This is a genomic window from Rahnella inusitata (genome assembly GCF_018288855.1).
In the GTDB taxonomy this organism is placed as follows: Bacteria; Pseudomonadota; Gammaproteobacteria; order Enterobacterales; family Enterobacteriaceae; genus Rahnella; species Rahnella inusitata.
Genome location: NZ_CP065024.1, coordinates 1,445,182 through 1,468,424 on the forward strand (window position 1 = coordinate 1,445,182; position 23,243 = coordinate 1,468,424).

Consider the following 23,243-nt stretch of genomic DNA (forward strand, 5'->3'; position numbering starts at 1 on the left):
TTATGTACAGCCTGTCTCAAACGCTGCCATATTAATACTGATTAATATTTTAGCAATCACCAAATAATGAATAATGAATGTCGTATTGTTAAATATGTGTACTTGCCAGAATGGGTGATTAATTAACCCAAATTTATCGCCATTTTCTGTGTTTGAAATTGCATCTCTTCACTGTATACTTATACAGTCATCAGGGGAGGGGTATGCGTAAAATCATTCACGTGGATATGGACTGCTTTTTCGCGGCCGTTGAGATGCGCGATGATCCGTCCCTGCGCGACATTCCGATCGCCATCGGCGGCAGCCGCGATCGTCGTGGTGTGATTAGCACGGCCAACTATCCGGCACGCAAATTCGGCGTCCACAGCGCGATGCCCACCGGGATGGCTTTGAAACTCTGCCCGCACCTGAAAGTCATCCCCGGCAGAATGGAAGCCTATAAAGAAGCCTCTCACCACATCCGTGAAATCTTTGCGCGTTATACGCCGCTTATCGAACCCTTGTCTCTCGACGAAGCCTATCTGGACGTGTCAGACGCCACCCAGTGCAACGGCTCGGCGACGCTTATTGCCGCCGAAATCCGTCAGGCGATATCTGATGAAATCAATCTGACCGCCTCGGCCGGTATCGCGCCCATCAAGTTTTTGGCGAAAATCGCCTCTGACCTGAATAAACCCAACGGCCAGTTCGTGATCACGCCGGATGAAGTCGATGCGTTTTTACAAGATTTACCGCTGAGCAAAATTCCCGGCGTCGGTAAAGTGACCGCCCAGCGCTTGCAGGAACACGGGCTAATTACCTGCGGTGATGTGCAACGCTATGATCTGGCAACGTTGCTCAAAGGTTTTGGCAAGTTTGGACGGGTCCTGTGGGAGCGTTGTCAGGGTATCGACGAGCGGGAAATTTCCGCTGAACGGCTGCGTAAATCAGTGGGCGTCGAGCGCACACTGGCGGAAGATATTCACAGTTGGGAAGAGTGTGCGGCGTTGATCGAACGCTTATATCCCGAACTGCATACGCGGCTGAGCAAAGTCAGCCCTACGCTTCGCATCGCGCGGCAAGGCGTAAAACTCAAATTCCATGATTTTCAGCAGACCACGCAGGAACACGTCTGGCCGGTGCTCAATAAAGAAGATTTACTGAAAGTCGCGCGGGAAGCCTGGGAACAACGACGGGGCGGGCGGGGCGTAAGGCTGGTGGGACTGCACGTGACGTTGCAGGATCCGCAGATCGAGCGGCAGTTGCTGTTGCCCTGGGAATAATTTCACGCGTTTGTAGGGATGCCTTAAGCTCCTCCCCTGCGAAGGGGGAGGAGCTTAAAAATCAGTTCTTCTGAGGAATCGCCTTCAGCAACGCTGTCAGCAGTTTCCAGTACAGCTCAACGCTTTCGATTTCAACCTGCTCATCCGGCGAGTGCGGGCCGGTGATGGTTGGCCCGATGGAAACCATGTCCATGTCCGGGTACGGTTTTTTAAACAGACCGCATTCCAGACCGGCGTGGATCACCATGATGTTCGGGGTTTTATTGAACAGCGTTTCGTAAGTTTCACGCACCAGCGTCATCACCGGCGAGCTTGGCTCTGGTTTCCAGCCCGGATAGCTGCCTTTTGCCAGACTTTTCGCACCAGACAGCGCGCTCAGTGAGTTCAGCATGCTGACCACGTACTCTTTCCCGCTGTCGATCAGGGAACGGATCAGACTGTTGATCGCCACTTCGTCATCTTTCATGGTGACAACGCCGACGTTCAGAGAGGTTTCGACCACGCCTTTCACGTCATCGCTCATGCGGATCACACCGTTTGGCGTGGCATTAAGCAGCGCGAGGAATTTGCCCTGGGTTTGTGCCGTCAGCGCTTTCGCGTTGCTTTGTTCAGCTTCAACCACCAGCGCGATTTTCTTCTCTACCGCAGACAGTTCGAACTGGATCGTCGCCAGGAATTCCTGTGCAGCCGCTTTCAGTGCGTCAGATTTGTCAGAGGCAATCGCCAGCGTCGCGATGGCTTCGCGCGGAATAGCGTTACGCAGCGTACCGCCGGTGAAGTCCAGCAGTCGCAGGCCGAGAGAGTCGGCGTGATCGGCCAGGAAACGTGCCAGCAGTTTGCTGGCGTTGCCCAGACCCAGATGAATGTCTGCGCCGGAGTGGCCGCCTTTCAGGCCTTTCAGGGTCAGTTTCAGCGTGGTGAAACCGGCCGGTACGGCTTCGCGGCTCAGCGGCAGCGTGGCAGTGAAGTCGATCCCGCCCGCGCAACCCATGTAGATTTCGCCTTCGGTTTCGGAATCGGTGTTGATCAGGATTTCAGACTGTAACCAGTTTGGTTGCAGGCCGAATGCGCCCGCCATGCCGGTTTCTTCAGTCATGGTCAGCAGCACTTCCAGCGGGCCGTGTTCGACGCTTTCATCCGCCAGAACCGCCAGCGCAGAGGCCAGACCAATACCGTTATCAGCACCCAGCGTGGTGCCGCGTGCTTTTACCCAACCGTCTTCGATAAACGGCTGGATGGGATCTTTAGTGAAATCATGAACGGTATCGTTGTTCTTCTGCGGCACCATATCGAGGTGAGCCTGCAGGGCGACGGCTTTGCGATTTTCCATGCCCTGGGTGGCCGGTTTGCGCAGCAAGATATTGCCGACTTCATCACGCTCAGCGTGGATACCTTTTTCCTGTGCCCATTCAACGATGTGTTTTGCCAGCGCTTCTTCATGATAAGAAGGGTGCGGAATCGAACATACTTTGGCAAAAATATCCCACAACGGTTGTGGCGAAAGCTGAGACAGTTCAGACACTATAAGTCTCCTGTAACAGTCAGCTCATTCAGGCTCCATGTGCAGGCGAACTGATTGAGATGCTGTAGGTTTAAGGTTGAGTAATCCCCGCCAGACGTTGTGGCGAGTGGCCTGACAGAATATCACTTAATCTGATGCTGTGCGCGTATGTGGGGAGAAAATCCGGGGTTTTTGGGCACCTGATACCAGATATTCGCTGGTTTTTGTGAGCCAGAATCTCTATAATCCCGCGCAACCTTTTTTCCCCCGAATACATTCTTAGAAGCCGTCTTTTCACTGGCTGGGACACCTTTATGAGCGAAAAATACGTTGTAACCTGGGACATGCTGCAAATCCACGCCCGCACGATGGCTAAACGTCTGCTGCCGGCAGAACAATGGAAAGGCATTATTGCAGTCAGCCGTGGCGGCCTGGTCCCGGCAGCGTTACTGGCGCGTGAACTGTGTATCCGTCACGTAGACACCGTCTGCATCTCCAGCTACGACCATGACAATCAGCGCGAAATGCAAGTGCTGAAACGCGCAGAAGGTGACGGTGAAGGCTTTATCGTAATCGATGATCTGGTAGACACCGGCGGCACCGCGAAAGCCATCCGTGAGATGTACCCGAAAGCTCACTTCATCACTATCTTTGCTAAACCAGCTGGCGCACCGCTGGTCGATGACTACGTGATAGACATCCCGCAGAACACCTGGATCGAACAGCCGTGGGATATGGGCGTCGTGTTTGTTCCTCCTTTAGTGGGAAAATGATTTACTACGCTTTATAAAAGACGCCTGGCTCATTGCCGGGCGTTTTGCTTTCATTGACTTGAAATCCCTTTCGCTTGACCTCACTCCTGTCTTGTCGCACCGTTAACACGTTATAATCCCCTCATGAAAGGGTGGCCTGCGGGCGACCATCTGCTTGCTAACGGAGGATCATGCATTATGGCGCCAGTCAATCTCACGGAAAAACTGTTCAAACCTTCCTTCAAATACCCGGAAACCTCGACGCTTGTCCGTCGCGTTCATCATCACAACGTTCACCCGCCGATGCACTCAGCGCTGGAAGGGGATACGGTGAATTGCTGGTACCGGACCATTAACCGTCTGATGTGGATGTGGCGCGGCGTGGATCCGCTCGAAGTGGAAGAGGTGCTGTCGCGCATTGCGGTTTGCAAAGCCGAGCACAGCAATCCGCTGCTGCTCGATACGGTCATCGGCTATCGCAACGGCAACTGGATTTATGAATGGTCGAATCAGGCCATGCTCTGGCAGAAGAAAGCCGCAGAAGAGTCAGATGCAGATCTGGCCAGCGAATACTGGCTGAAAGCTGCCAACCTTTACAGTATCGCCGGTTATCCGCATCTCAAAGGCGATACGCTGGCGGAACAGGCCGAAGCCCTGGCGAACAAAGCGTTTGAGAAATCCTCCGAGCATTCGCCTTATGAACTCAAAGAGCTGGATTTTGCGATCCCTGGCGGTGCGCCGATCACCGGTTTCCTGCATCTGCCGAATGAAGGCAAAGCGCCGTTCCCGACGGTGATGGTCTGTGGCGGTCTGGATACGTTACAAAGTGACCATCAGCGCCTGTTCCGTTCTTATCTGGCGCCGATGGGCATTGCGATGCTGACCATCGACATGCCGTCGATCGGTTTTTCCGCCAAGTGGAAACTGACCCAGGACACCAGCTTCCTACATCAGCAGGTGTTGCAGCAGTTGCCGAATGTTCCATGGGTGGATGCCGGGCGCGTCAGCCTGCTGGGTTACCGTTTTGGCGCCAACGTCGCCGTGCGTCTGGCATATCTCGAACCGCGCCGCGTGCGCGCTGTCGCCACGTTGGGTGCGCTGGTGCATACGCTGCTCAGTGACCCAAAATGTCAGGAACAGGTGCCGGATATGTACATGGACGTGCTGGCCAGCCGCATCGGCATGTCCAGCGCGTCGGACTCGGCGCTGAAAACCGAACTTAATCGTTATTCTCTGAAAATGCAGGGCCTGCTGGGGCGCAGAACGCCGACGCCGATGCTTGCCGCATACTGGGAGAACGATGTGTTCAGTCCGAAGAGCGAAGCGAAGCTGATAGCGGATTCCTCCTCTGACGGCAAGCTGATGGCTATCCAGAGCGAGCCGCTTTATCAGCACTTTGATCGTGCATTACATGAGATTTGCGAGTGGCTGCAAAAGAGAATGCAATAACTTAATGGTTGCTTATTCTTAACGTTTTGCTAAAAAGGATCGTCTTTATATGGAGGTTGTACTATGACGTTACCAAGTGGTCATCCTAAAAGCAGGCTAATGAAACGTTTCGGTACGTTGGGGCCGTACATTAGAGAAGGGAAATGCGAGAACGACCGCTTTTTCTTTGACTGCTTAGCTGTCTGTGTCAACGTGAAGCCCGCGCCAGAGAAGCGTGAGTTCTGGGGCTGGTGGATTGAGTTACAGGCCGAAGCCGAACGTTTTACCTACGTGTATCACTTCGGTTTGTTCGACAAAGAAGGCGACTGGAAGGCTCAAAACATTAAGGATGCTGAAGTTCGCGAGAAGCTTGAGACGACGTTGGTAGGGTTTCACAAAAAACTCAATGCCATGATTGTAGAAATGTCCCTCAAACTGGAACCTGCTGATGATTTCAGCGAAGAACCGGTGAAGCTTTCTGCCTGACCTTTCGCACCATTGCGTACTACCCATTCCCATCATGAATGCTGCTATTATAGCGTTATGCCGGTTGGCATAACGCTTCTCTCCTGATACAAACACATCAAAGCAAAGCGTTTCAATTCAATCAAACACACTAATTAAACGGCAGATGACTATGAGTGGCAGCCAAACACTGGTTGTAAAACTGGGCACCAGCGTGCTCACTGGCGGTTCCCGCCGCCTCAACCGGGCTCACATTGTTGAGCTTGTCCGCCAGTGCGCGCAGCAACATGCGGCAGGGCATCGGATTGTGATTGTGACCTCGGGCGCGATAGCCGCCGGGCGCGAACATCTTGGCTACCCCGAACTCCCCGCCACCATTGCTTCCAAACAGCTGCTGGCTGCCGTCGGGCAAAGCCGTTTAATTCAGCTCTGGGAGCAATTGTTCTCGATATATGGCATCCACATAGGCCAGATGCTGCTGACCCGTGCCGATCTGGAAGACCGTGAGCGGTTCCTGAACGCCCGCGACACCATGAATGCGCTGCTCGATAACCACATCGTTCCGGTGATTAATGAGAACGACGCGGTTGCGACGGCTGAGATCAAAGTGGGTGATAACGATAATTTATCGGCGCTGGCGGCGATCCTGGCGGGTGCCGATAAACTGTTGCTGCTGACCGATCAGCGCGGCCTGTTCACCGCCGATCCGCGCACCAATCCCGAAGCCGAGCTTATCCGTGAGATCACGACCATCGATGACGCCCTGCGCGGCATCGCCGGTGACAGCGTCTCCGGCCTCGGCACCGGCGGTATGGCCACCAAATTGCAGGCGGCGGACGTCGCGTGCCGTGCGGGTGTCGATACCATCATTGCGGCCGGTAACCTGCCGGGCGTGATCGCGGATGTGATTAACGGCGTGTCCGTCGGTACACGTTTCCATGCGATGGAGACGCCGCTGGAGAACCGTAAGCGCTGGATCTTCGGCGCACCGCCAGCCGGTGAAATCACCATTGATGATGGTGCGGTGGCGGCGATGCTTGAGCGCGGCAGTTCGTTGCTGCCCAAAGGCATCCGCGAAGTGAAAGGTGATTTCTCGCGTGGGGAAGTGATCCGTATCCGCAATCTGAACGGGCGCGACCTGGCGCACGGCGTCAGCCGCTATAACAGTGATGCGATGCGCATGATTGCCGGTCACCATTCCCAGCAGATCAGCGATATTCTCGGTTACGAGTACGGCCCGGTGGCCGTTCATCGTGACGACATGATTGTCAGTTAAGGAGTTACCATGCTTAACGAGATGGGCAAGGCCGCGAAAGCCGCGTCCTGGCAGCTTGCTACCCTCAGCACTGCGCAGAAAAATCGTGCGCTGATGCTGATGGCCGATATGCTTGAAGCCAACAGCCAGAGCATTATTCTTGCCAACGAGTTCGACATGTCCACTGCACGCGAAAGCGGCATGAGCGAAGCCTTATTAGACCGCCTGTTGTTGACGCCCGCCCGTTTATCGGCGATTGCCAGCGATGTGCGCGATGTCTGCCGCCTGAGCGATCCGGTCGGGCAGGTGATTGACGGTTCATTGCAGGACAGCGGTCTGCGCCTCGAGCGCCGCCGTGTGCCACTTGGTGTTATCGGCGTGATTTATGAAGCGCGCCCGAACGTCACCATCGACGTCGCCAGCCTGTGTCTGAAAACCGGCAATGCGGTGATCCTGCGCGGCGGTAAAGAGACACATCACACCAATCAGGCGACGGTTAAAGTCATTCAGCAGGCGCTGGAAGAGTGCGGGCTGCCGAAAGCCGCCGTTCAGGCCATCGACAGCCCGGATCGCGCGCTGGTGGCAGAACTGCTGCGTCTGGATAAATACGTCGACATGCTGATCCCTCGCGGTGGCGCGGCGCTGCACAAACTGTGTCGCGAACAGTCGACTATTCCGGTGATCACCGGCGGTATCGGCGTGTGTCATACCTTCGTCGATGAGAGCGTTGATTTTGACAAAGCGCTGACCGTGATTGAAAGTGCCAAAGTGCAACGTCCGAGCGCCTGTAACAGCCTGGAGACTGTGCTGGTGCATCAGGCGATCGCCGCGCGTTTTCTGCCGGAGCTGAGCGCCAGAATGCATCGCGCTGGCGTCACGCTGCATGCCAGTGAGTCTGCCATGCCGCATCTGCAAAGTGGCCCGGCGAACGTGCTGGCAGTGACAGAAGAGGATTATCAGGACGAATGGCTGTCGCTGGATCTGAACGTCACCGTGGTCGCCGGTCTGGACGCCGCCGTGGCGCATATCCGCACCTACGGCACCGAGCATTCGGATGCGATCCTCACCCGTTCGATCAGCAGCGCTGACCGCTTCGTGCGTGAAGTTGATTCCTCGGCGGTGTACGTCAACGCCAGCACCCGCTTCACCGACGGCGGCCAGTTCGGTTTAGGCGCAGAAGTGGCGGTCAGCACGCAAAAACTGCACGCGCGCGGCCCGATGGGATTAGAAGCCCTGACGACCTACAAATGGATTGGTTACGGCGATGATTTAGTGCGTCCGTAATGCCGTTGCACCGGTGGATTTTTGTTCATGAAACCGGTGCGAATTCATTAATTTGCGCAGAATGACGAGAAAATCAGCAAACGCACCGTCAGGGGCTTGACGGCAGCATCAAATTTCAATAATTTATCACCCCGTAGTTCCCCGGTAACACCTCAAAATGCCGACTTAGCTCAGTAGGTAGAGCAACTGACTTGTAATCAGTAGGTCACCAGTTCGATTCCGGTAGTCGGCACCATTTCTGAACTCAATATAGTTTCCAAGAGTTACATATTTCATATTTTGTGGGTGAATTTATTTCTTCAGCAGAATTTTTTATTAAATTATTAACCCTGTTTAGTAATTTTTCTAATAAATATTAAATTTATAAATATTCCAGATTTTGAACTGTATCACTATTATAAAATCGCCTTTGTTCTACTGTATGCTCTCACGTAGTAATAAGGAGGTTAGTGTAATGGATCTTCAAGTAAAGTGTATCAATAAATCAAATCGTAATAATGCACATGAAATAATACAATTCATAGGAGGCATTAATGCCGATGGAAGCCGTTGGAGAGTATCTCAAGATGAAGCAATTTCTGGTATTGAGTCAGGGAGGTGGCGTTTTTGGGTCAGTGCTGGTGGGCAATCAGTTTGGATAATCGTATCTACTAGCTCATCTGGAAATAAATATTTAAAAACTCAAAATGATGGTGAACAACCTAATAACCTACTTAGTCTTCCTGAATGCCCTTAAATACAATAAATAGTATTTTCAGTAATATTTTTAATTTCAAACTCATGGGTTTTCTAATCACTAAATACTAACTTCAGTTTCTCATCTTAATGATGAAATTCGTTTGTCGAATTCCATCATTTTTTTGGTGGTTTACCTTAGTAAACTTTAAAAATAAATTTTTTTTTACAAAATCCTTGGAATCCATCTCGCAACTTCAACACTTTACTTGGTTTGCTCCTGCGATTTTCGAAATAATCTACAGCGCTGCGGCCTAATCCGCAGCCGAGTTTCGCAGCTCCCGTGGTAGTGATTAACTATCTGAAGGAGAAATCCATGAATTATTCCAACGACTGGTATCCCGCTGACATCATCGCGGCACTCCGCAAAAAAGGCACAACGCTGGCAGCGGTTTCACGCGCTGCGGGGTTAAGTTCTTCAACGCTCTCTAATGCTTTAGCAAGACCATGGCCGAAAGGTGAGGCAATCATCTGTGCGGCAATCGGTATTGCGCCGCATAGGATCTGGCCGAGCCGCTACTATGACGAGCGTGGAAATTTGATTACACGCTCGATGCGGGCGCGGAATAAAAGCTAAATGTAAAAATGGCGGGAATTCCCGCCATTTTTTTATGGCTTAACTTCAATTTCAATGCCATCAATGCAAGTTTGATCTTGAGAGTGATTGTTTGCTGTATACCATTCACCATCACGAATGTTCACCTCACTAAGTCCTTCAATTGGAATGCATCTCCAGTTGAAAGTAGAGTCAGGAGTAACAATTCCTGTACTACTCTGCCCTCCGAACTGATAGAAAAGTGCTTGTTCTCTTCCATTTCTAGTACCTAATGCATGAGGACACATTTCTCTGTAATAACCTTGATAAATTGCAGTTATTTGTTTTTTTTCGCGAATTGCTCGTGCTATTAAGTCATGTGTATTTGACATGTGCAGTCCTTAAGGAAATTAGAATTTTATTTATTAGCAATATTGCTAATATGATGGTTTAATAATCCTCACATACTTAACTCACTATTAATTTAATGCGAGGAAATAACGTAAGGTTACTATCTCGACTGGTTTTTTAAGTGCCTCTATATTTGTGTATTATTAAAAATGAAATTTCTTTACTCGTGACTTGTCATTTTTTAAATCCGGATGCATTCGATAGTCTTCTCAGTTGGAATAAGAGTCAACGTAATATTTTCTATATTGCTATCTTAGTCATGTTTAATTTATAGAGATTTAACTAAATGAAATTATTATTTTTTAACTTTTGGTATTATACCGCACAGGGTCTGGCAGACCCGTGACCATGATCAGTATGGCAATTTTATTGCCCGACCGCAGCGGGCGGAATAAAGGACAAAGCATGACTTTCATGCGACAGGGCGCAAACCTCAGTCCCCTGTTGATTATTTGCTTCTCATTATTCCAAGGACTTCTTCGCCGCACTGATTAGTTTTTTGCACAGCAATATGTTTTTTTCGGGACATGATTTAGTTGAAAGCTCAATAATCCGATTGAGGTCATCTGTGGCTAACGTCGAATCGACATGCTTGAGAATATATTCTTGCAAGCTTGGGTCGCGACTGATTAACGTTTCTAGCTTTCCGATCTCCGACCACTTATCGACAAGCATTCTGGCAACTGCTTCGGAATTTCCTTCGGCAATGCTGCCATCGTCACATTGGCCGTAATCGACAGAGTTTTTCTGTATAGCCTCCCATGAATTCAGGCCATCAACAGCCAGATCTGCGGCTGCGGCATCTTCCTGAGTACAGACCTTTGCCTGTGTTGAGCCTGTAAACAGGAATAGCGACAAAAGGGCGACAGTCCACTTCATATGAAATCCATCCGCATTCCCTGATACTCCCGCTTTTCATTTCTTTGCGTAGAACCTACGGCTGACGGGCCACTATTATTCCGTATCTCAATCGTGGAAAGTGAGTGACCAGTCATATGTTCCTTAAGGGCTTTCATAGCCTCATCAGAAGTCCGAATACACCCCATCGTCGGATGCGCTGGCCCAGGAAGGTGACGGGCGTTTGCCCTGCCGGAATGTACTCCAACGCCTGAATGCCCCGGAACACTAAATCGTATAATTCCAAATGAGCCGTAGGGACCGTTAGGATTCGCGGTGTGAGGGTGAGGCGCATTTCTATCCTGAATCTGATATGTGCCATTGTTGACGTGTCGTAGGCTGGCGTGGGAATCAACGTTGTTGTAGGCAGTCCAGGTATTGATGACAGAGCCATCATCGGATAGCAGAGAAAGGGTGTGTGTTGAGCCATCAAAGGAAAGTCGCGACATCAGGCTGTCACTCTTTCATTCCAGGCATCAGTGTAGATAAGGTTACCGTCGCAATGTTTCCAGGTTATTTTCTCGTATCTCATATCGACGTATTCCATATGATTCAGATGTAAAGAGTTCGGATCTTTGCAGTGGTTCATCACGGGTGTGACAGATACGATTTTTACGTTTTCAAGCAGCATGTTGAAATACTCAACTTCATAGCCCGCATCATTAATGTGATACCACTTCATTTCGGCGGATTTCAATGTTTGCCCTGTGGCCACAGCTTTGTAGAGGTAGGTCGATGATCTGTCGAACTCTTTACCGAAAGTGAATGCACCATGAATTCGTGTGCCGGTGAGTTTTCCGGTGTTGCAATCAGTGGGGATATGCAGGCCATGGGTAAAGCTTAGAACTTCAATACTTCCTTCACGGTTATGCACGTCAACTGAGCCCTTCACTTCCGTACCACCATCATCTTTTAGCCATAAATAAGCTGGAATTGCCATTTTAAAAATTCCTTTTTAGAAAATAGAAACTCAAAATAATCCTGTAAAATCAGATACAACAAGGCCATTTGTGCCATAGATATTTTGTATGTATGAGTTTTATGACCAACTATTCAGATAACGTTATTCGCTAAAATAAGCCCCTGTAATAAGCCGAAAAATAATTGAGGTCAACTCATAAGTCACTGATCCTAAAAGTCCCGTCACCCGATCGCACAATAAGTTAACACTCATTAAATAAATGTCTTGCGCAAACTTCCCGCACTCTCTATCATTTACTTATCGAACGTTAATTAATAACTAACGTTGACCCGAAACCGGGATTACCGAAGCAGGTGACCCGCACAATATTGACTGACAGGACAAAACATCATGAAAACCATCGCAATGACAATCGCTGCTCTGACACTGGCTACCGCTTCATTCTCAACTCTGGCTGCAACTGAAGTTCAGTCTGCTCCGGCCGGTCAGCAGACTATCGGTGTGGTAAGTGCATCTTCTAACGGTGACCTTTCAGGTCTGCAATCAGAACTGAATGCCAAAGCCGCGCAGGCAGGTGCAAGTTCATACCGCATCATCGGTGCTTCCGGTAATAACCAGATGTACGGTACCGCTGAGCTGTATAAATAAGCTCAAATGAGTGATTAAACGAAGTAAGCAGAAGAGGCGGCGATTGCCGCCTTTTTCGTTTTTAGCGGTATTTATGGAAGTAATTATTTTGGATCTTGCGGTTGATAAAGGCGTGAAGCCCGCTGCCGGATTTTGCCATGGCCTTCATCAGGGTGACGTCTGTTTGCCCCGGCCGGACGGCGTTGTAGATGTAATGCCAGCCATCTTTAAACTTCAGCGTGATTGAATCTTCCGTTATGGCGAAAGCGACGATACCTGAATTTCCTCCCCGATTTTGGTACCTTTCCATATCATCCCTCCCAAATTCATAACGTCATTAAGACAAAAACCATCATAGCCCTTAAGTGGCTATGGGTTTGTGAGATGAGATGACTTTTGAAATGTCCTCACTTTCTCCGGCAATGAAATTCTCAAAAAGGTCTGCTATGAACAAACTGTTTCTTCTGATGAGTGCCGTAGTATTGGCGGGTTGCGCGGGTGCTCAGTCAGAACCGGTCAAATACCCGCCCGTCGGCATGGCAAATCCTGCGGCGGTATATTGTCATGAAAAAGGGGGGACGTCGGTGCGCGTCCAGACGGCGCAGGGCGAGCGGGCGGATTGTGTTCTGCCGGGCGGGGAGCGTATCGACGAGTGGGATTTATATCGCAGAGATCATAAGTAATTCTTCATTTGGTTCGCGCCATCAATTTGTAGCGTCAGCGCTATTTAGGACGGGTCAATCGCATAAAAAAAGCCCGCCGTTTCCGGCAGGCTTTGTGTTTATCCTAAGGACTGTTTAATTACTTCACGCACTTCGCGCAAGTACTGGCATGGATCTGTTCGAAGAAATCGTTGCCTTTGTCATCCACCAGAATGAACGCCGGGAAGTCTTCTACTTCGATTTTCCAGATAGCTTCCATTCCTAATTCAGGGTATTCCACGCATTCCAGACTCTTAATACTTTGCTGCGCCAGAACCGCTGCCGGGCCGCCGATGCTGCCCAGATAGAAGCCGCCGTGTTTCTGGCACGCGTCCGTTACCTGTTTGCTGCGGTTGCCTTTCGCCAGCATAATCATGCTGCCGCCATTAGCCTGTAGCTGATCCACGTAGGAATCCATACGGCCAGCGGTGGTCGGACCGAGGGAGCCGGACGCATAACCTTCAGGCGTTTTCGCCGGGCCTGCGTAGTAGATCGGGTGATCTTTGATGTACTGCGGCAAGCCTTCGCCGTTATCCAGACGCTCTTTCAACTTGGCGTGCGCAATATCGCGGCCCACAATGATAGTACCGGTCAGGGAAAGACGCGTAGACACCGGATACTCAGACAGCTGCGCGAGGATTTCAGGCATCGGACGGTTCAGATCCACCTTCACCACACCGGCTTCGCCTTGCTGACGCAATGCTTCAGGGATGTACTGGCCCGGATTTTCTTCCAGTTTTTCGATCCAGATGCCGTCGCGGTTGATTTTGGCTTTGATGTTACGGTCTGCGGAGCAGGAAACGCCCATGCCGACCGGGCAGGATGCGCCGTGACGTGGCAGGCGCACGACGCGGATGTCGTGCGCAAAGTATTTGCCACCGAACTGCGCGCCCAGGCCAAGATTATTCGCCTCGACCAGCAGCTCTTGTTCCAGATTCACATCGCGGAACGCCTGGCCGTGTTCGTTGCCTTCGGTTGGCAGACCGTCGTAATAATGCGTGGACGCCAGTTTCACGGTTTTCAGCGTGGCTTCAGCGGAAGTCCCGCCGATCACAAATGCAATATGGTAGGGAGGGCAGGCCGCCGTACCGAGCGTGCGCATTTTCTCGACCAGATAACCTTTCAGCTTCGCTGGTGTGATCAGCGCTTTGGTTTCCTGATACAGATAGGTTTTGTTCGCAGAACCGCCGCCTTTGGCGATACACAGGAATTTGTACTCGTCGCCGTCGACGCTGTAGAGGTCGATTTGCGCCGGCAGGTTGGTGCCGGTGTTCACTTCTTTATACATATCCAGCGCGGCATTCTGCGAGTAGCGCAGATTGTCTTCGATGAACGTGTTGTAAACGCCTTTCGACAGGCTGGCTTCGTCGCCGCCACCGGTCCAGACGCGCTGGCCTTTTTTACCCATGATGATCGCGGTGCCGGTGTCCTGACAGGTAGGCAGAATGCCTTTCGCGGCGATCTCAGAGTTTCTCAGGAATTGCAGCGCGACGTATTTGTCGTTTTCGCTGGATTCCGGATCGTGAAGAATAGAAGCCACCTGTTGCTGATGCGCAGGGCGCAGCATGAATGACGCGTCATGGAAGGCGTGCTGTGCCAGCAGTGTAAGGGCTTCAGGTTCGACTTTTAAAACTTCCTGACCATCAAAATTGCTCACAGAAACATGATCTTTGGTCAGCAGGTAATATTCGGTTGTGTCTTTGGTAACGGGGAAGGGGTCTTGATAATGGAATGGTTTGTTCGACATTGTTTTTCTCACTTTATCCGTTATTGCCGCCACTAGCAGGACTTCTCGTTTCGGGTGAATCAGGGATAAATCGGGCGACGTTTATATGCTTTCTCTATGTTGCCAGCCTTATACACAGGCTGGCAACGTGGTTTATATGTTTTCTTCCAGTAAATGTTCTGTTAATGCTTTGTAGGGTATTTTATCACCCGTATCAGAACATCATCATCATCCACGGATAGCCAATCAGCAGCAGCGCGGCGAGGAAAATCGCACCGAAGATGGTGCCCAGACGCCAGTAGTCTTTGGTTGGCAGATAGCCGCTGCCGTAGTAAATCGGGCTTGGGCCGGTGCCGTATGGCGTGATGATCCCCATGATCCCCAGCGACGTTACCATCAGCAGACAGAACACCTGCATGTTGATGCCCGGAATTGCAGCACCGATGGTCAGCATGGCCGGTAACAGTGCAGTGGTGTGCGCCGTGGTGCTGGCAAACAGGTAGTGCAGCAGATAAAACGCCAGCAGCAGCACGATAGTTGCGGTACCCGGAGAGATGCCGCCCATAGTGGCCGCGCCTTCTTTACCCAGCCAGGCGATGAAACCGGTGCGGGACAGGCCGTCAGCAAGGGCTACCAGCGTGGCGAACCAGGCGAAGGTATTCCAGGCCGGTTTGTTGCTGGTGATATCGTTCCAGTTCAGAACGCCAGTCCACAACATCAGAACCACTACCAGCAGTGCAGCCATGGCCGGTTCGATAAAGCTGGCGGCAAAAATCCACATGGCTAATGCACAGCACACGAAGACCAGCAGCAGGATTTCGTGACGGGACATTCTGCCCAGTTTGGCCAGCTCGGCGGTCGCCCAGCGCGGCACTTCATCATTGATTTTTACTTCCGGCGGGTAGAACCAATATGCCAGGAGCGGCATGGTCAGCAGCAGTAGCAAACCGACAGGCAGGAAGGCGAAGAACCACGTGCCCCAGGAAATGTTAATCCCGGTGATGCTGTTTACGATGCCCAGCGCCAGCAGGTTAGGAGCCAGAGCGGACAGGAACATGGAACTGGTGATACACGCGGCGGTGATCGCCACCCACATCAGGTATGAACCGATTTTACGGGCACTCGGGTCATTCGGCTTGGAGCCGTACAGCGGCGGCAGGTTAGCGATAATCGGGTAGATTGTACCGCCGCTGCGCGCGGTGTTAGACGGGGTAAACGGAGCCAGCAGTAAATCGGCAAAGGTGATGGCATAACCCAGCGTCAGGCTGCGGCGGCCAAGATATTTCACCAGAATCAGCGCCAGACGGCGGCCAAACTGGGTCTTATCGTAGCCTGCGGCAAACATGAATGCGCCGAAGATAAGCCATACCGTTGAATTACCGAAGCCGCTCACGGCCCATTTAAAGGACTGTGCCGCCATTTTGAATTTAGGGTCAGCGAGCTCCGCCGGGCTGAACAGCAACCACTGGCTGAAGAGTGCGATGACCACGACGCCGGTCAGGCCGATCACTGCGCCAGGCAAAGGTTCGAAGATAAGGCCCACGATCACACCGACAAAGATGGCGAAGAAGTGCCATGCATGCGGTTCTAAACCGTTGGGGACGGGAGCGAGTAACAACAACACTGCAACCAGCACAGGTAAGAACATCAGCAGAAGGCGGTTTTTCTTGCCCCCGGCCGGTTTGTTCGCCTGCGGTGTAACCGTAGTTTTTGAGATATCTGTCATTTTATTTGTCTACAAGTAGTTGAGAATAGGTTTGTTGATACATAGGTAAGATGATTATGCTTTCTTTACTTACTCAAGTTTCTTTAGTTATTTAATGGTGGCATTTAAATTGCTCCATTATTGTTATTTGAGTTTAGTTATTCTCATTCCCCTTAAGAGGGAGGATATGTTTATATAATGCGTTTTTCGCAGTTATTACTGTTGATCTCGATCAAGAAAATACGGAGCTGTGTAAATTTAAGAAAAGGCAATGGGAATAGATGAAGGGTTTATTTATATGAATTAATTCCGAGTGTCACATAGGGGTATTTTTAGCGTCTACACCCGATGAAAAAAGTGAGTAGTCATCCTGCCTTTAAAATCCCGCTTCTGGCCGTGAAAACCGCCAGCATCAGACAAAATCAGCCCTGCCGTAGTGCGCGATGACGTCATGTGCTGCCGCGTAAATGTAATCTTTCGGCTTTTAATGACAGGTAAAACGGATTGTAATTTAAATTAATGTGATCGTTTAATAACATGGTTAACATTAATTTAATAATGCGGGCATTCTATTAATGGATAAATAGTTAATAAACTAACGTTACACATTTTGAAAGTAAAGATATCGTTATATTACTCCTATGACATCGGCTACAAATAAAATTAATAAAACAAATCCGATAACGAATTCACAGATTATTAAATATTTTCTAAATTTGGAGCTGGATATTATGAGCCATAACCCGCAATTATTGAGTCCGTTCACTCTGCCAAATGGCACCGTGCTGAAAAACCGTGTGCTGATGGCACCGATGACGACCTGTACTGGTTTTTTCGACGGTACTGTGACCAGCGAACTGGTCGAGTACTACCGCGCACGTGCCGGCAGCATCGGCACGGTGATCGTCGAGTGCTGCTTTATTGATGACAAAGGGCTGGCGTTTCCTGGTGCGATTGGCATCGACAACGACAGCAAAATTGAAGGTCTGGCCAAAATCGCCGATGCCGTGAAATCGCAGGGTTCTAAAGCGGTGTTGCAGATTTATCACGGCGGCCGCATGAGCGAACCTAAATTGATTGGCGGCCAGACTCCGGTCGCACCTAGCGCACTGGCTGCCCCGCGTGATGGCGCTGCAACGCCGGTCGCGCTGACTGCAGAAGAAGTGGACGACATGATCGCCAAATTCGGTGAAGGTGTGCGTCGTGCCATCGAAGCCGGTTTCGACGGCGTGGAAATCCACGGCGCTAACACCTATCTCATTCAGCAGTTCTTCTCACCGAACTCCAACCAGCGCGATGACAAATGGGGCGGCAGCCGCGAAAACCGCGCCCGTTTCCCGCTGGCCATTCTCGACATTACGCACTCCATGGCGCAGAAATACGCCGATTCTTCTTTCATCATCGGTTATCGTTTCTCGCCGGAAGAGCTGGAAGAGCCGGGCATTCGTTTCGCCGACACGATGTATCTGCTGGAGCAACTGGCGGCGCGCGGTCTTGATTATCTGCACTTCTCGCTGGGCTACTCGCTGCGACCTTCTATTGTCGATACCACTGACCCGACGCCGCTTATCGACAAATACGTCACGATGCGCTCTGACACACTGGCGAAAATCCCGGTGATGGGCGTGGGCGGAATCGTTAATAAAGCCGACGCTGAACTGGCGATGGCCCACGGTTACGACATGATCGCCATCGGGAAAGCCTGCATCGCCTATCCCGACTGGACCGATCGCATTGCCAGTGATCAGAAACTCGAGCTGTTCATCGACAGCACCCAGCGCGAGGCGCTGACCATTCCTGAACCGCTGTGGCGCTTTTCGCTGGTGGACGCGATGATCCGCGACATGAGCATGACGTCCAAGAAATTCAAAGCCGGCGTGTTCCAGGAAAAAGTGCAGGATCCCGTCAATGAGCTGGCGATTAACGTTAGTCTGGAAACTGACCGTATTGCCGATATCGAACTGCAAGCCGGTAGTGATGTTGACGTCGAATTCACCACCAGTTTTGAAATCATCCGTACACGTATTCTCGATGCCAACAGCCCGCACGTTGATGCGGTGACCGGCGCGACCGAGCAAAGTGAAGCGGTGAAAAAAGCCGTCTCTAAAGCTATCGCCAAATCCTGCAAAGCGCAGCTGCTGGAAGAGGGCGGCAGCCTGTCAGAGCCGCAAAGCTACGACGTTGTGGTGGTGGGCAGCGGCGGTGCCGGTCTGGCTGCGGCGATTCAGGCGTGTGATGAAGGGGCAAAAGTGCTGATCGTGGAAAAAATGTCTACCATCGGCGGCAACACCATCAAGGCGTCAGTCGGCATGAACGCCGCAGATACCCGTTATCAGAAACTGAAAGGCATCGAAGACAGCAAGGAGTTGTTCTATCAGGAAACCCTGAAGGGTGGCCAGTTCAAGAACAATACCGTGCTGCTCAAAGAGTTCGTCGAGCGCGCCCCGCAGGCGGTCGAATGGCTGGCTGAGCACAATATTGAGCTGAGCGACATCACCATCACCGGCGGCATGAGCATTGACCGCACGCACCGTCCGGCAGATCGCAGCGCCGTCGGCGGCTTCCTGATAAGCGGTCTGGTGAAGAACCTCAACAAACGTAACATCGATGTGATGCTCGATACTTCCGTCACCGAAATCCGTTATCACGACGGCGCGGTGCAGGGCGTGGAATTGCTCAACGACGACAACGATGTGCTGATCGTCAACGCGAAAAGCGTGATTGTGGCGACCGGCGGTTTCAGCGCCAACAGCGAAATGGTGGTGAAATATCGCCCTGAGCTGGACGGCTTTGTGACCACTAACCACAAAGGCGCGACCGGTAGCGGCATCGCGATTTTGCAGAAAATCGGTGCAGGCACTGTGGATATGGGCGAAATTCAAATCCACCCGACCGTGGAGCAAACCACGTCCTACCTGATTTCCGAAGCCATCCGTGGCGGCGGTGCGATTCTGGTCAGTCAGGCGGGCAAGCGGTTCTTCAATGAGATGGAAACCCGCGACAAAGTGTCGGCGAACATCATCGCTCTGCCGGAGAAATTTGCTTACGTGGTGTTTGACGAGCAGATTCGCCTGAACAACAAAGCGGCCGATGAATACATCGCGCGCGGTTTTGTCATCAGCGCAGCGTCACCAATGGAACTGGCTGCGAAGCTGGAGATGGATCACCATGCGCTCCTCGCCACGCTGGAAAGCTATAACGTCGCCGTTGATAAACAGGACGACGCCGAGTTTGGCCGTAAAACGGCGCTGCGCCATCCGATCAATCAGGGGCCGTTCTACGCGATCCGTATCGCGCCGGGCGTGCATCACACCATGGGCGGCGTGACCATTAACACCGACACCTGCGTGCTGGATGCCAGCGAACAGGTTATCCGCGGCGCGTTTGCGGCGGGTGAAGTGGCCGGTGGGATCCACGGTGCGAACCGCATCGGCGGGAATGCCGTTGCAGATATCATCATCTTCGGTATTCTGGCGGGACGTAATGCCGCCATTCACGCTCTGCGGTAACGGGTAATTGCCTGCGTCGCGCCCTGTGGCGCAGGTTTTCACTTCTTCAGTTCAGGTATTTTCTATGACGCCAGACGCCCGGGTTTATGCTTACTCCGCTGTTTTGATGGGTTCCCCCATTCTTCTCAAGCTGTTTGAACATAATGAGAGTCTGGCGTCTCGCGTTTTCCGGCTCATCAAACAGCAGGAAAATATCTTCACGGTTAACCGGCACGATTCCGAGGTCATGGCCGTCAACCATGCGGCGGGCAGCCATGCGGTGGTGGTCAGTCAGCCGGTGTTTAATCTCATTCGTTGCGCGAAAGCGGTCAGCGAGTCGCCGGACAGCAGTTTCAACTTCACCATCGGCCCGCTGGTCAAACGCTGGAAAATCGGCTTCAGCGGTAACAGCGTGCCCGATGCCGATGATCTTCGGGCGCTTCTCCCGCTGACACATTCTCATGACGTCGTTCTCGACGAATCCACGCGCTCGGTCTTCCTGCAAAAAGCCGGAATGGAAATCGATCTGGGCGCGATCGCTAAGGGCTATATTGCCGACGTAGTGCGGGATTTTCTGAAGCAGGAAAAGGTGGAGAATGCGCTGATAAATTTAGGCGGGAATGTGCAGACGCTGGGCGCTGGCGGGGAAGGGGGGTGGGCAATCGGTCTGAAGACGCCGTTTTCAGCACCGGATGCGCTGATCGGCGTGATTAATGTGAACGGCAAATCGGTGGTGACGTCCGGCATTTACGAACGTTATTTCGAATGCGATGGCCGCCGCTACCACCACATTCTCGATCCCAAAACCGGTTACCCGCTGGATAACGAACTGTTCAGCGTGACCGTTATTTCTGATGATTCCATCGACGGCGACATCTACACCACGCTGCTGTACGGCATGGGCGTCGAAAAAAGCCTGCGTTATCTGCGGGATATCCCGGATATCGAGGCCATTTTCGTCACCAAAGATCAGCAGGTGATTTTCTCCTCACAGCGTCAGTTTAGCTTCACGCTGCTGGATAACGCTTTCCGCCCGGTTTACTGACAGTACTGTTTCAGCAACGAATAATGCTCCGCCTGCAAACGGTAGCGGTACACCGGTCGTCCGGTCACGCCGTAATGAATGCTGGTGAACAAAATATGGCTGTCCGCCAGCCAGATCAGATATTTACGGCAAGACACGCGTGAGATATTCACCGAGTGCGCCAGCTCATCTGTTGAGAATTCCGTGTCCGGATGGGCATCAATCCACAGGCACAGTGTGCGCAACGTCTGCGGTGTCAGGCCTTTCGGCAGTTTTTTAGTATCCGCTGTCGCCTGATTGTTACCGTGAATTAGCCGGTCAACGTCAGACTGTTCGTAATATTGCTGATTATCCATCAGCGCTTTCTTCTGTTTCCAGCCGGTCAGCGCTTCTTCAAAGCGTGAGAACTGGAACGGTTTGATCAGATAATCCACCACGCCGTAATTGAGCGATTTTTTGATGGTTTTAGCGTCCGCCGCAGATGAAATCACAATCACATCTACCGGACGCCTGGCGTTTCGCAGCTCCGGCAGCAAATCCAGCCCGTTGTCCTGCTGCATATAGACATCCAGCAGGATCAGGTCGATCGGCAGCTGATTATTCAGCACCATGTCTTTCGCCTGCTGTAACGTCGAAGCCGTTCCGCAGCACGTAAACCCGGCAATCTGGCCCACGTAGCAGCGGTTGAGCTCTGCGACCATGGCGTCATCATCGACTACCAGCACATTGATCATGCAGTTTTCCTCTCACCATCCCACGGAAGTTGAACAAAAAATTGAGTATAAACGTCAGGTTCAGACTCAACGGCAATCGTTCCGCCCAGGTTTTCTAATTGTTGTTTTGCCAGGAATAACCCGACTCCGCGCTCTTCGCCTTTCGACGAGACACCTTTTTCGAAAATAGCCTCAAGGTCATCTGGCGGGATACCGGGGCCATCGTCGCTGACCACGCAGGCCAGCCAGCCATTCTGATAATGCAGTAACACGCTCACTTCACCGTCCGGCTGTTCCGCCAGCGCATCCAGCGCATTCTCAATCAGATTACCGAGCACGGTTATCAGCGCTGCCACCTGATTTTCATTGGCGTTGTCGGGGAGCAGGCTGTCATCGCTCAGCGTCAGCAAATGGCGCGTGTCCGACGCACGGTTAATCTTGCTCAACAGAAAGCCTGCAATCACCGGTGATTTGATTTTTAACAGTAAGGAGCCAATTTCTGCCTGATAGTTATTGGCCGTTTTGAGAATGTAATCTTCAAGCTGCGCATAGCTTTTCATGTGCAGCAATCCAAGAATAACATGCAGCTTATTCATGAATTCATGTGAGCGCTCACGTAACGAATCGGCGTAGTTTACCATGCCGCTCAGACGCTGCATCAACTGGCTGACTTCGGTCTTATCCCTGAAGGTACAGATGGCCCCGATTATCACGCCATTGCTGCGCACTGGCACGGTGTTACTCAGCAGATAGCGGCCTTTAAAGTTGATCTCTTCGTCGCGCCGGGCAATGCCAGTGCGTAAGACGTCGCACAATGCGAGGAGCAGCGGCTGAGAATCGCGGTTGTCCTCCGGGCGGGTGCTTATCTGGGTACCGGTTTCCAGAAAAATCTGCCGGGCTTCCTGATTGATAAGCGTCACCTGCGCGCCGTCATCAATAGCGATCACGCCTTCCTTAATCGACTGCAACATCGCCTGACGCTGTTCAAACAGCGTCGAAATTTCATAGGGTTCCAGCCCGAAGAGAATGCGTTTGAGCATTTTCACTAAAATCCAGGTGCCCAGTCCACCGACCATCATGCCGAACAATACCGTCCACAAAATGCTCCAGCGGCTTTTGTCGATCTGCTCCGTCACTTTCACCAGTGAGATGCCGATCGCCACCACGCCAATCTGGTGATGATGATCATCATAGATGGGCGTGAACACCCGCAGCGCTTTATCCAGCGTGCCTTTATTGATCGAGACGTTCTCTTTGCCAAGCAGCGCCGGATTGATATCGTTGCCGATAAAGTGATGGTTGATCACGTCCGCATTTGGATGTGAATAACGGATGCCGTCCATATTGGTCACGACCACAAACAGTAGATCGTTACGTTTTTGCACCGCGCTGGCGACAGGCTGAATAATGCCGCTGTCGGGCGGCAGAGCGAGCGCGCGTTTGATTTCAGGCAAATCCGCCAGCGTGCGCGCCACGGCCAGCGCCTTATCTTTCACGCCGTCGCGGGTAGTGTCACTGACCTGAACAAAATACAGAAAATGCACCACCAGCAGGACGGAAATGATCACTGCGCTGATCATCAGGCTGACAGATGTGCTGAGTTTCATGGGGTGCTTACGCACGGGATGCGGCGAGTCGCTCATTGAAGCCCCGTTGACCATAATTGATGGCTTATGGTCTCTGTTTGCGCCTCCGGCGTCTACCCCAATGCGGCATTTATCCCGCTGCTTTGACATCCTTTTTCGCCATTGCTTTCACGTTTATCTGTTCACGCGCGAATGTGATACTTTGAACCAGCATATTGCCGGTGAG

22 protein-coding genes and 1 tRNA gene are annotated in these 23,243 nt (G+C 51.7%); 13 read left to right on the top strand and 10 right to left on the bottom strand.

Annotation, left to right across the window (positions count from 1 at the left end):
- Nucleotides 1–203: 203 nt before the first annotated feature.
- On the top strand, nt 204–1,262 hold the full coding sequence (dinB, locus tag I2123_RS06840) for a DNA polymerase IV (protein ID WP_112164755.1): 1,059 nt from the start codon (nt 204–206) through the stop codon (nt 1,260–1,262).
- Nucleotides 1,263–1,323: 61 nt separating this feature from the next.
- Here the strand turns inward: dinB and pepD are convergent, their stop codons facing one another.
- Nucleotides 1,324–2,784 carry a beta-Ala-His dipeptidase gene (pepD, locus tag I2123_RS06845; RefSeq protein WP_112164756.1) on the bottom strand — a complete coding sequence of 487 codons (1,461 nt, stop codon included), beginning with the start codon at nt 2,782–2,784 and terminating at the stop codon, nt 1,324–1,326.
- Nucleotides 2,785–3,077: 293 nt separating this feature from the next.
- Here pepD and gpt point away from each other — a divergent pair, with 293 nt between their 5' ends.
- From gpt to I2123_RS06885, 8 genes are all read left to right on the top strand, one after another.
- Nucleotides 3,078–3,536 carry a xanthine phosphoribosyltransferase gene (gpt, locus tag I2123_RS06850; RefSeq protein WP_013574288.1) on the top strand — a complete coding sequence of 153 codons (459 nt, stop codon included), beginning with the start codon at nt 3,078–3,080 and terminating at the stop codon, nt 3,534–3,536.
- 177 nt (nt 3,537–3,713) lie between these two features.
- Nucleotides 3,714–4,964 carry an esterase FrsA gene (gene frsA / locus I2123_RS06855; protein WP_112164757.1) on the top strand — a complete coding sequence of 417 codons (1,251 nt, stop codon included), beginning with the start codon at nt 3,714–3,716 and terminating at the stop codon, nt 4,962–4,964.
- A 63-nt stretch (nt 4,965–5,027) separates the two neighbouring features.
- Complete coding sequence (crl, locus tag I2123_RS06860) at nt 5,028–5,429, top strand: sigma factor-binding protein Crl (RefSeq protein WP_112164758.1); 402 nt, start codon at nt 5,028–5,030, stop codon at nt 5,427–5,429.
- Between the two features lie 151 nt (nt 5,430–5,580).
- The gene (proB, locus tag I2123_RS06865; protein ID WP_213052049.1) at nt 5,581–6,684 is read left to right on the top strand and encodes a glutamate 5-kinase; all 1,104 of its coding nucleotides are present in this window, start codon (nt 5,581–5,583) and stop codon (nt 6,682–6,684) included.
- A 9-nt stretch (nt 6,685–6,693) separates the two neighbouring features.
- The gene (proA, locus tag I2123_RS06870) at nt 6,694–7,947 is read left to right on the top strand and encodes a glutamate-5-semialdehyde dehydrogenase (protein ID WP_213052050.1); all 1,254 of its coding nucleotides are present in this window, start codon (nt 6,694–6,696) and stop codon (nt 7,945–7,947) included.
- Nucleotides 7,948–8,106: 159 nt separating this feature from the next.
- Nucleotides 8,107–8,182, top strand: a tRNA-Thr gene (locus I2123_RS06875).
- Nucleotides 8,183–8,401: 219 nt separating this feature from the next.
- A complete protein-coding gene (locus I2123_RS06880) occupies nt 8,402–8,683 on the top strand; it encodes a DUF3892 domain-containing protein (RefSeq protein WP_244879888.1) in 282 nt (93 codons plus the stop codon).
- 315 nt (nt 8,684–8,998) lie between these two features.
- A complete protein-coding gene (locus tag I2123_RS06885; protein WP_213052052.1) occupies nt 8,999–9,259 on the top strand; it encodes a helix-turn-helix domain-containing protein in 261 nt (86 codons plus the stop codon).
- A 32-nt stretch (nt 9,260–9,291) separates the two neighbouring features.
- Here I2123_RS06885 and I2123_RS06890 read toward each other — a convergent pair whose 3' ends face one another.
- The 4 genes from I2123_RS06890 to I2123_RS06905 all read right to left on the bottom strand — a co-directional run bounded on the left by I2123_RS06890 (nt 9,292) and on the right by I2123_RS06905 (nt 11,465).
- Nucleotides 9,292–9,609, bottom strand: coding sequence for a hypothetical protein (locus tag I2123_RS06890; protein ID WP_213052053.1), 318 nt, complete (start codon nt 9,607–9,609; stop codon nt 9,292–9,294).
- Between the two features lie 481 nt (nt 9,610–10,090).
- The gene (locus I2123_RS06895) at nt 10,091–10,507 is read right to left on the bottom strand and encodes a hypothetical protein (RefSeq protein ID WP_213052054.1); all 417 of its coding nucleotides are present in this window, start codon (nt 10,505–10,507) and stop codon (nt 10,091–10,093) included.
- Nucleotides 10,504–10,974 carry a L,D-transpeptidase family protein gene (locus I2123_RS25780; RefSeq protein ID WP_112164764.1) on the bottom strand — a complete coding sequence of 157 codons (471 nt, stop codon included), beginning with the start codon at nt 10,972–10,974 and terminating at the stop codon, nt 10,504–10,506. The genes I2123_RS06895 and I2123_RS25780 overlap by 4 nt, the downstream gene beginning before the upstream one ends.
- Nucleotides 10,974–11,465, bottom strand: coding sequence for an Hcp family type VI secretion system effector (locus tag I2123_RS06905; protein WP_112164765.1), 492 nt, complete (start codon nt 11,463–11,465; stop codon nt 10,974–10,976). The genes I2123_RS25780 and I2123_RS06905 overlap by 1 nt, the downstream gene beginning before the upstream one ends.
- A gap of 372 nt (nt 11,466–11,837) precedes the next feature.
- Here I2123_RS06905 and bhsA point away from each other — a divergent pair, with 372 nt between their 5' ends.
- Complete coding sequence (gene bhsA / locus I2123_RS06910) at nt 11,838–12,095, top strand: multiple stress resistance protein BhsA (RefSeq protein WP_112164766.1); 258 nt, start codon at nt 11,838–11,840, stop codon at nt 12,093–12,095.
- A 61-nt stretch (nt 12,096–12,156) separates the two neighbouring features.
- Here the strand turns inward: bhsA and I2123_RS06915 are convergent, their stop codons facing one another.
- Complete coding sequence (locus I2123_RS06915; RefSeq protein ID WP_112164767.1) at nt 12,157–12,384, bottom strand: hypothetical protein; 228 nt, start codon at nt 12,382–12,384, stop codon at nt 12,157–12,159.
- A 136-nt stretch (nt 12,385–12,520) separates the two neighbouring features.
- On the opposite strand from I2123_RS06915, the gene I2123_RS06920 reads away from it, so the two are divergent.
- A complete protein-coding gene (locus I2123_RS06920) occupies nt 12,521–12,757 on the top strand; it encodes a putative hemolysin (protein ID WP_112164768.1) in 237 nt (78 codons plus the stop codon).
- 118 nt (nt 12,758–12,875) lie between these two features.
- Here I2123_RS06920 and fumA read toward each other — a convergent pair whose 3' ends face one another.
- Together fumA and I2123_RS06930 are read right to left on the bottom strand one after the other, a co-directional pair.
- Nucleotides 12,876–14,522 carry a class I fumarate hydratase FumA gene (fumA, locus tag I2123_RS06925; protein WP_112164769.1) on the bottom strand — a complete coding sequence of 549 codons (1,647 nt, stop codon included), beginning with the start codon at nt 14,520–14,522 and terminating at the stop codon, nt 12,876–12,878.
- Nucleotides 14,523–14,715: 193 nt separating this feature from the next.
- On the bottom strand, nt 14,716–16,227 hold the full coding sequence (locus I2123_RS06930; protein WP_274611820.1) for an anion permease: 1,512 nt from the start codon (nt 16,225–16,227) through the stop codon (nt 14,716–14,718).
- 710 nt (nt 16,228–16,937) lie between these two features.
- Here I2123_RS06930 and I2123_RS06935 point away from each other — a divergent pair.
- Nucleotides 16,938–19,715 (top strand): flavocytochrome c, encoded by a 2,778-nt coding sequence (locus tag I2123_RS06935; protein WP_213052055.1) that lies wholly within the window; start codon nt 16,938–16,940, stop codon nt 19,713–19,715.
- A 64-nt stretch (nt 19,716–19,779) separates the two neighbouring features.
- The gene (locus I2123_RS06940) at nt 19,780–20,739 is read left to right on the top strand and encodes an FAD:protein FMN transferase (RefSeq protein ID WP_213052056.1); all 960 of its coding nucleotides are present in this window, start codon (nt 19,780–19,782) and stop codon (nt 20,737–20,739) included.
- Here I2123_RS06940 and dcuR read toward each other — a convergent pair.
- Nucleotides 20,733–21,452, bottom strand: coding sequence for a two-component system response regulator DcuR (gene dcuR, locus I2123_RS06945; protein WP_112164772.1), 720 nt, complete (start codon nt 21,450–21,452; stop codon nt 20,733–20,735). The genes I2123_RS06940 and dcuR overlap by 7 nt on opposite strands.
- Complete coding sequence (locus tag I2123_RS06950; protein ID WP_112164773.1) at nt 21,449–23,074, bottom strand: sensor histidine kinase; 1,626 nt, start codon at nt 23,072–23,074, stop codon at nt 21,449–21,451. Before I2123_RS06950 ends, dcuR begins: the two co-directional genes overlap by 4 nt.
- Nucleotides 23,075–23,243 lie beyond the last annotated feature (169 nt).

What these genes read in the sequence shown, in the direction of transcription:
- I2123_RS06920 (WP_112164768.1), top strand. Translation starts at nt 12,521, where the DNA reads ATGAACAAACTGTTTCTTCTGATGAGTGCCGTAGTATTGGCGGGTTGC.
- I2123_RS06950 (WP_112164773.1), bottom strand. Translation starts at nt 23,074, where the DNA reads ATGAGCGACTCGCCGCATCCCGTGCGTAAGCACCCCATGAAACTCAGC.
- I2123_RS06895 (WP_213052054.1), bottom strand. Translation starts at nt 10,507, where the DNA reads ATGAAGTGGACTGTCGCCCTTTTGTCGCTATTCCTGTTTACAGGCTCA.
- proB (WP_213052049.1), top strand. Translation starts at nt 5,581, where the DNA reads ATGAGTGGCAGCCAAACACTGGTTGTAAAACTGGGCACCAGCGTGCTC.
- I2123_RS06915 (WP_112164767.1), bottom strand. Translation starts at nt 12,384, where the DNA reads ATGGAAAGGTACCAAAATCGGGGAGGAAATTCAGGTATCGTCGCTTTC.
- I2123_RS06935 (WP_213052055.1), top strand. Translation starts at nt 16,938, where the DNA reads ATGAGCCATAACCCGCAATTATTGAGTCCGTTCACTCTGCCAAATGGC.
- crl (WP_112164758.1), top strand. Translation starts at nt 5,028, where the DNA reads ATGACGTTACCAAGTGGTCATCCTAAAAGCAGGCTAATGAAACGTTTC.
- I2123_RS25780 (WP_112164764.1), bottom strand. Translation starts at nt 10,974, where the DNA reads ATGTCGCGACTTTCCTTTGATGGCTCAACACACACCCTTTCTCTGCTA.
- I2123_RS06890 (WP_213052053.1), bottom strand. Translation starts at nt 9,609, where the DNA reads ATGTCAAATACACATGACTTAATAGCACGAGCAATTCGCGAAAAAAAA.
- fumA (WP_112164769.1), bottom strand. Translation starts at nt 14,522, where the DNA reads ATGTCGAACAAACCATTCCATTATCAAGACCCCTTCCCCGTTACCAAA.
- I2123_RS06940 (WP_213052056.1), top strand. Translation starts at nt 19,780, where the DNA reads ATGACGCCAGACGCCCGGGTTTATGCTTACTCCGCTGTTTTGATGGGT.
- bhsA (WP_112164766.1), top strand. Translation starts at nt 11,838, where the DNA reads ATGAAAACCATCGCAATGACAATCGCTGCTCTGACACTGGCTACCGCT.
- I2123_RS06885 (WP_213052052.1), top strand. Translation starts at nt 8,999, where the DNA reads ATGAATTATTCCAACGACTGGTATCCCGCTGACATCATCGCGGCACTC.
- I2123_RS06930 (WP_274611820.1), bottom strand. Translation starts at nt 16,227, where the DNA reads ATGACAGATATCTCAAAAACTACGGTTACACCGCAGGCGAACAAACCG.
- dinB (WP_112164755.1), top strand. Translation starts at nt 204, where the DNA reads ATGCGTAAAATCATTCACGTGGATATGGACTGCTTTTTCGCGGCCGTT.
- gpt (WP_013574288.1), top strand. Translation starts at nt 3,078, where the DNA reads ATGAGCGAAAAATACGTTGTAACCTGGGACATGCTGCAAATCCACGCC.
- I2123_RS06905 (WP_112164765.1), bottom strand. Translation starts at nt 11,465, where the DNA reads ATGGCAATTCCAGCTTATTTATGGCTAAAAGATGATGGTGGTACGGAA.
- frsA (WP_112164757.1), top strand. Translation starts at nt 3,714, where the DNA reads ATGGCGCCAGTCAATCTCACGGAAAAACTGTTCAAACCTTCCTTCAAA.
- proA (WP_213052050.1), top strand. Translation starts at nt 6,694, where the DNA reads ATGCTTAACGAGATGGGCAAGGCCGCGAAAGCCGCGTCCTGGCAGCTT.
- dcuR (WP_112164772.1), bottom strand. Translation starts at nt 21,452, where the DNA reads ATGATCAATGTGCTGGTAGTCGATGATGACGCCATGGTCGCAGAGCTC.
- I2123_RS06880 (WP_244879888.1), top strand. Translation starts at nt 8,402, where the DNA reads ATGGATCTTCAAGTAAAGTGTATCAATAAATCAAATCGTAATAATGCA.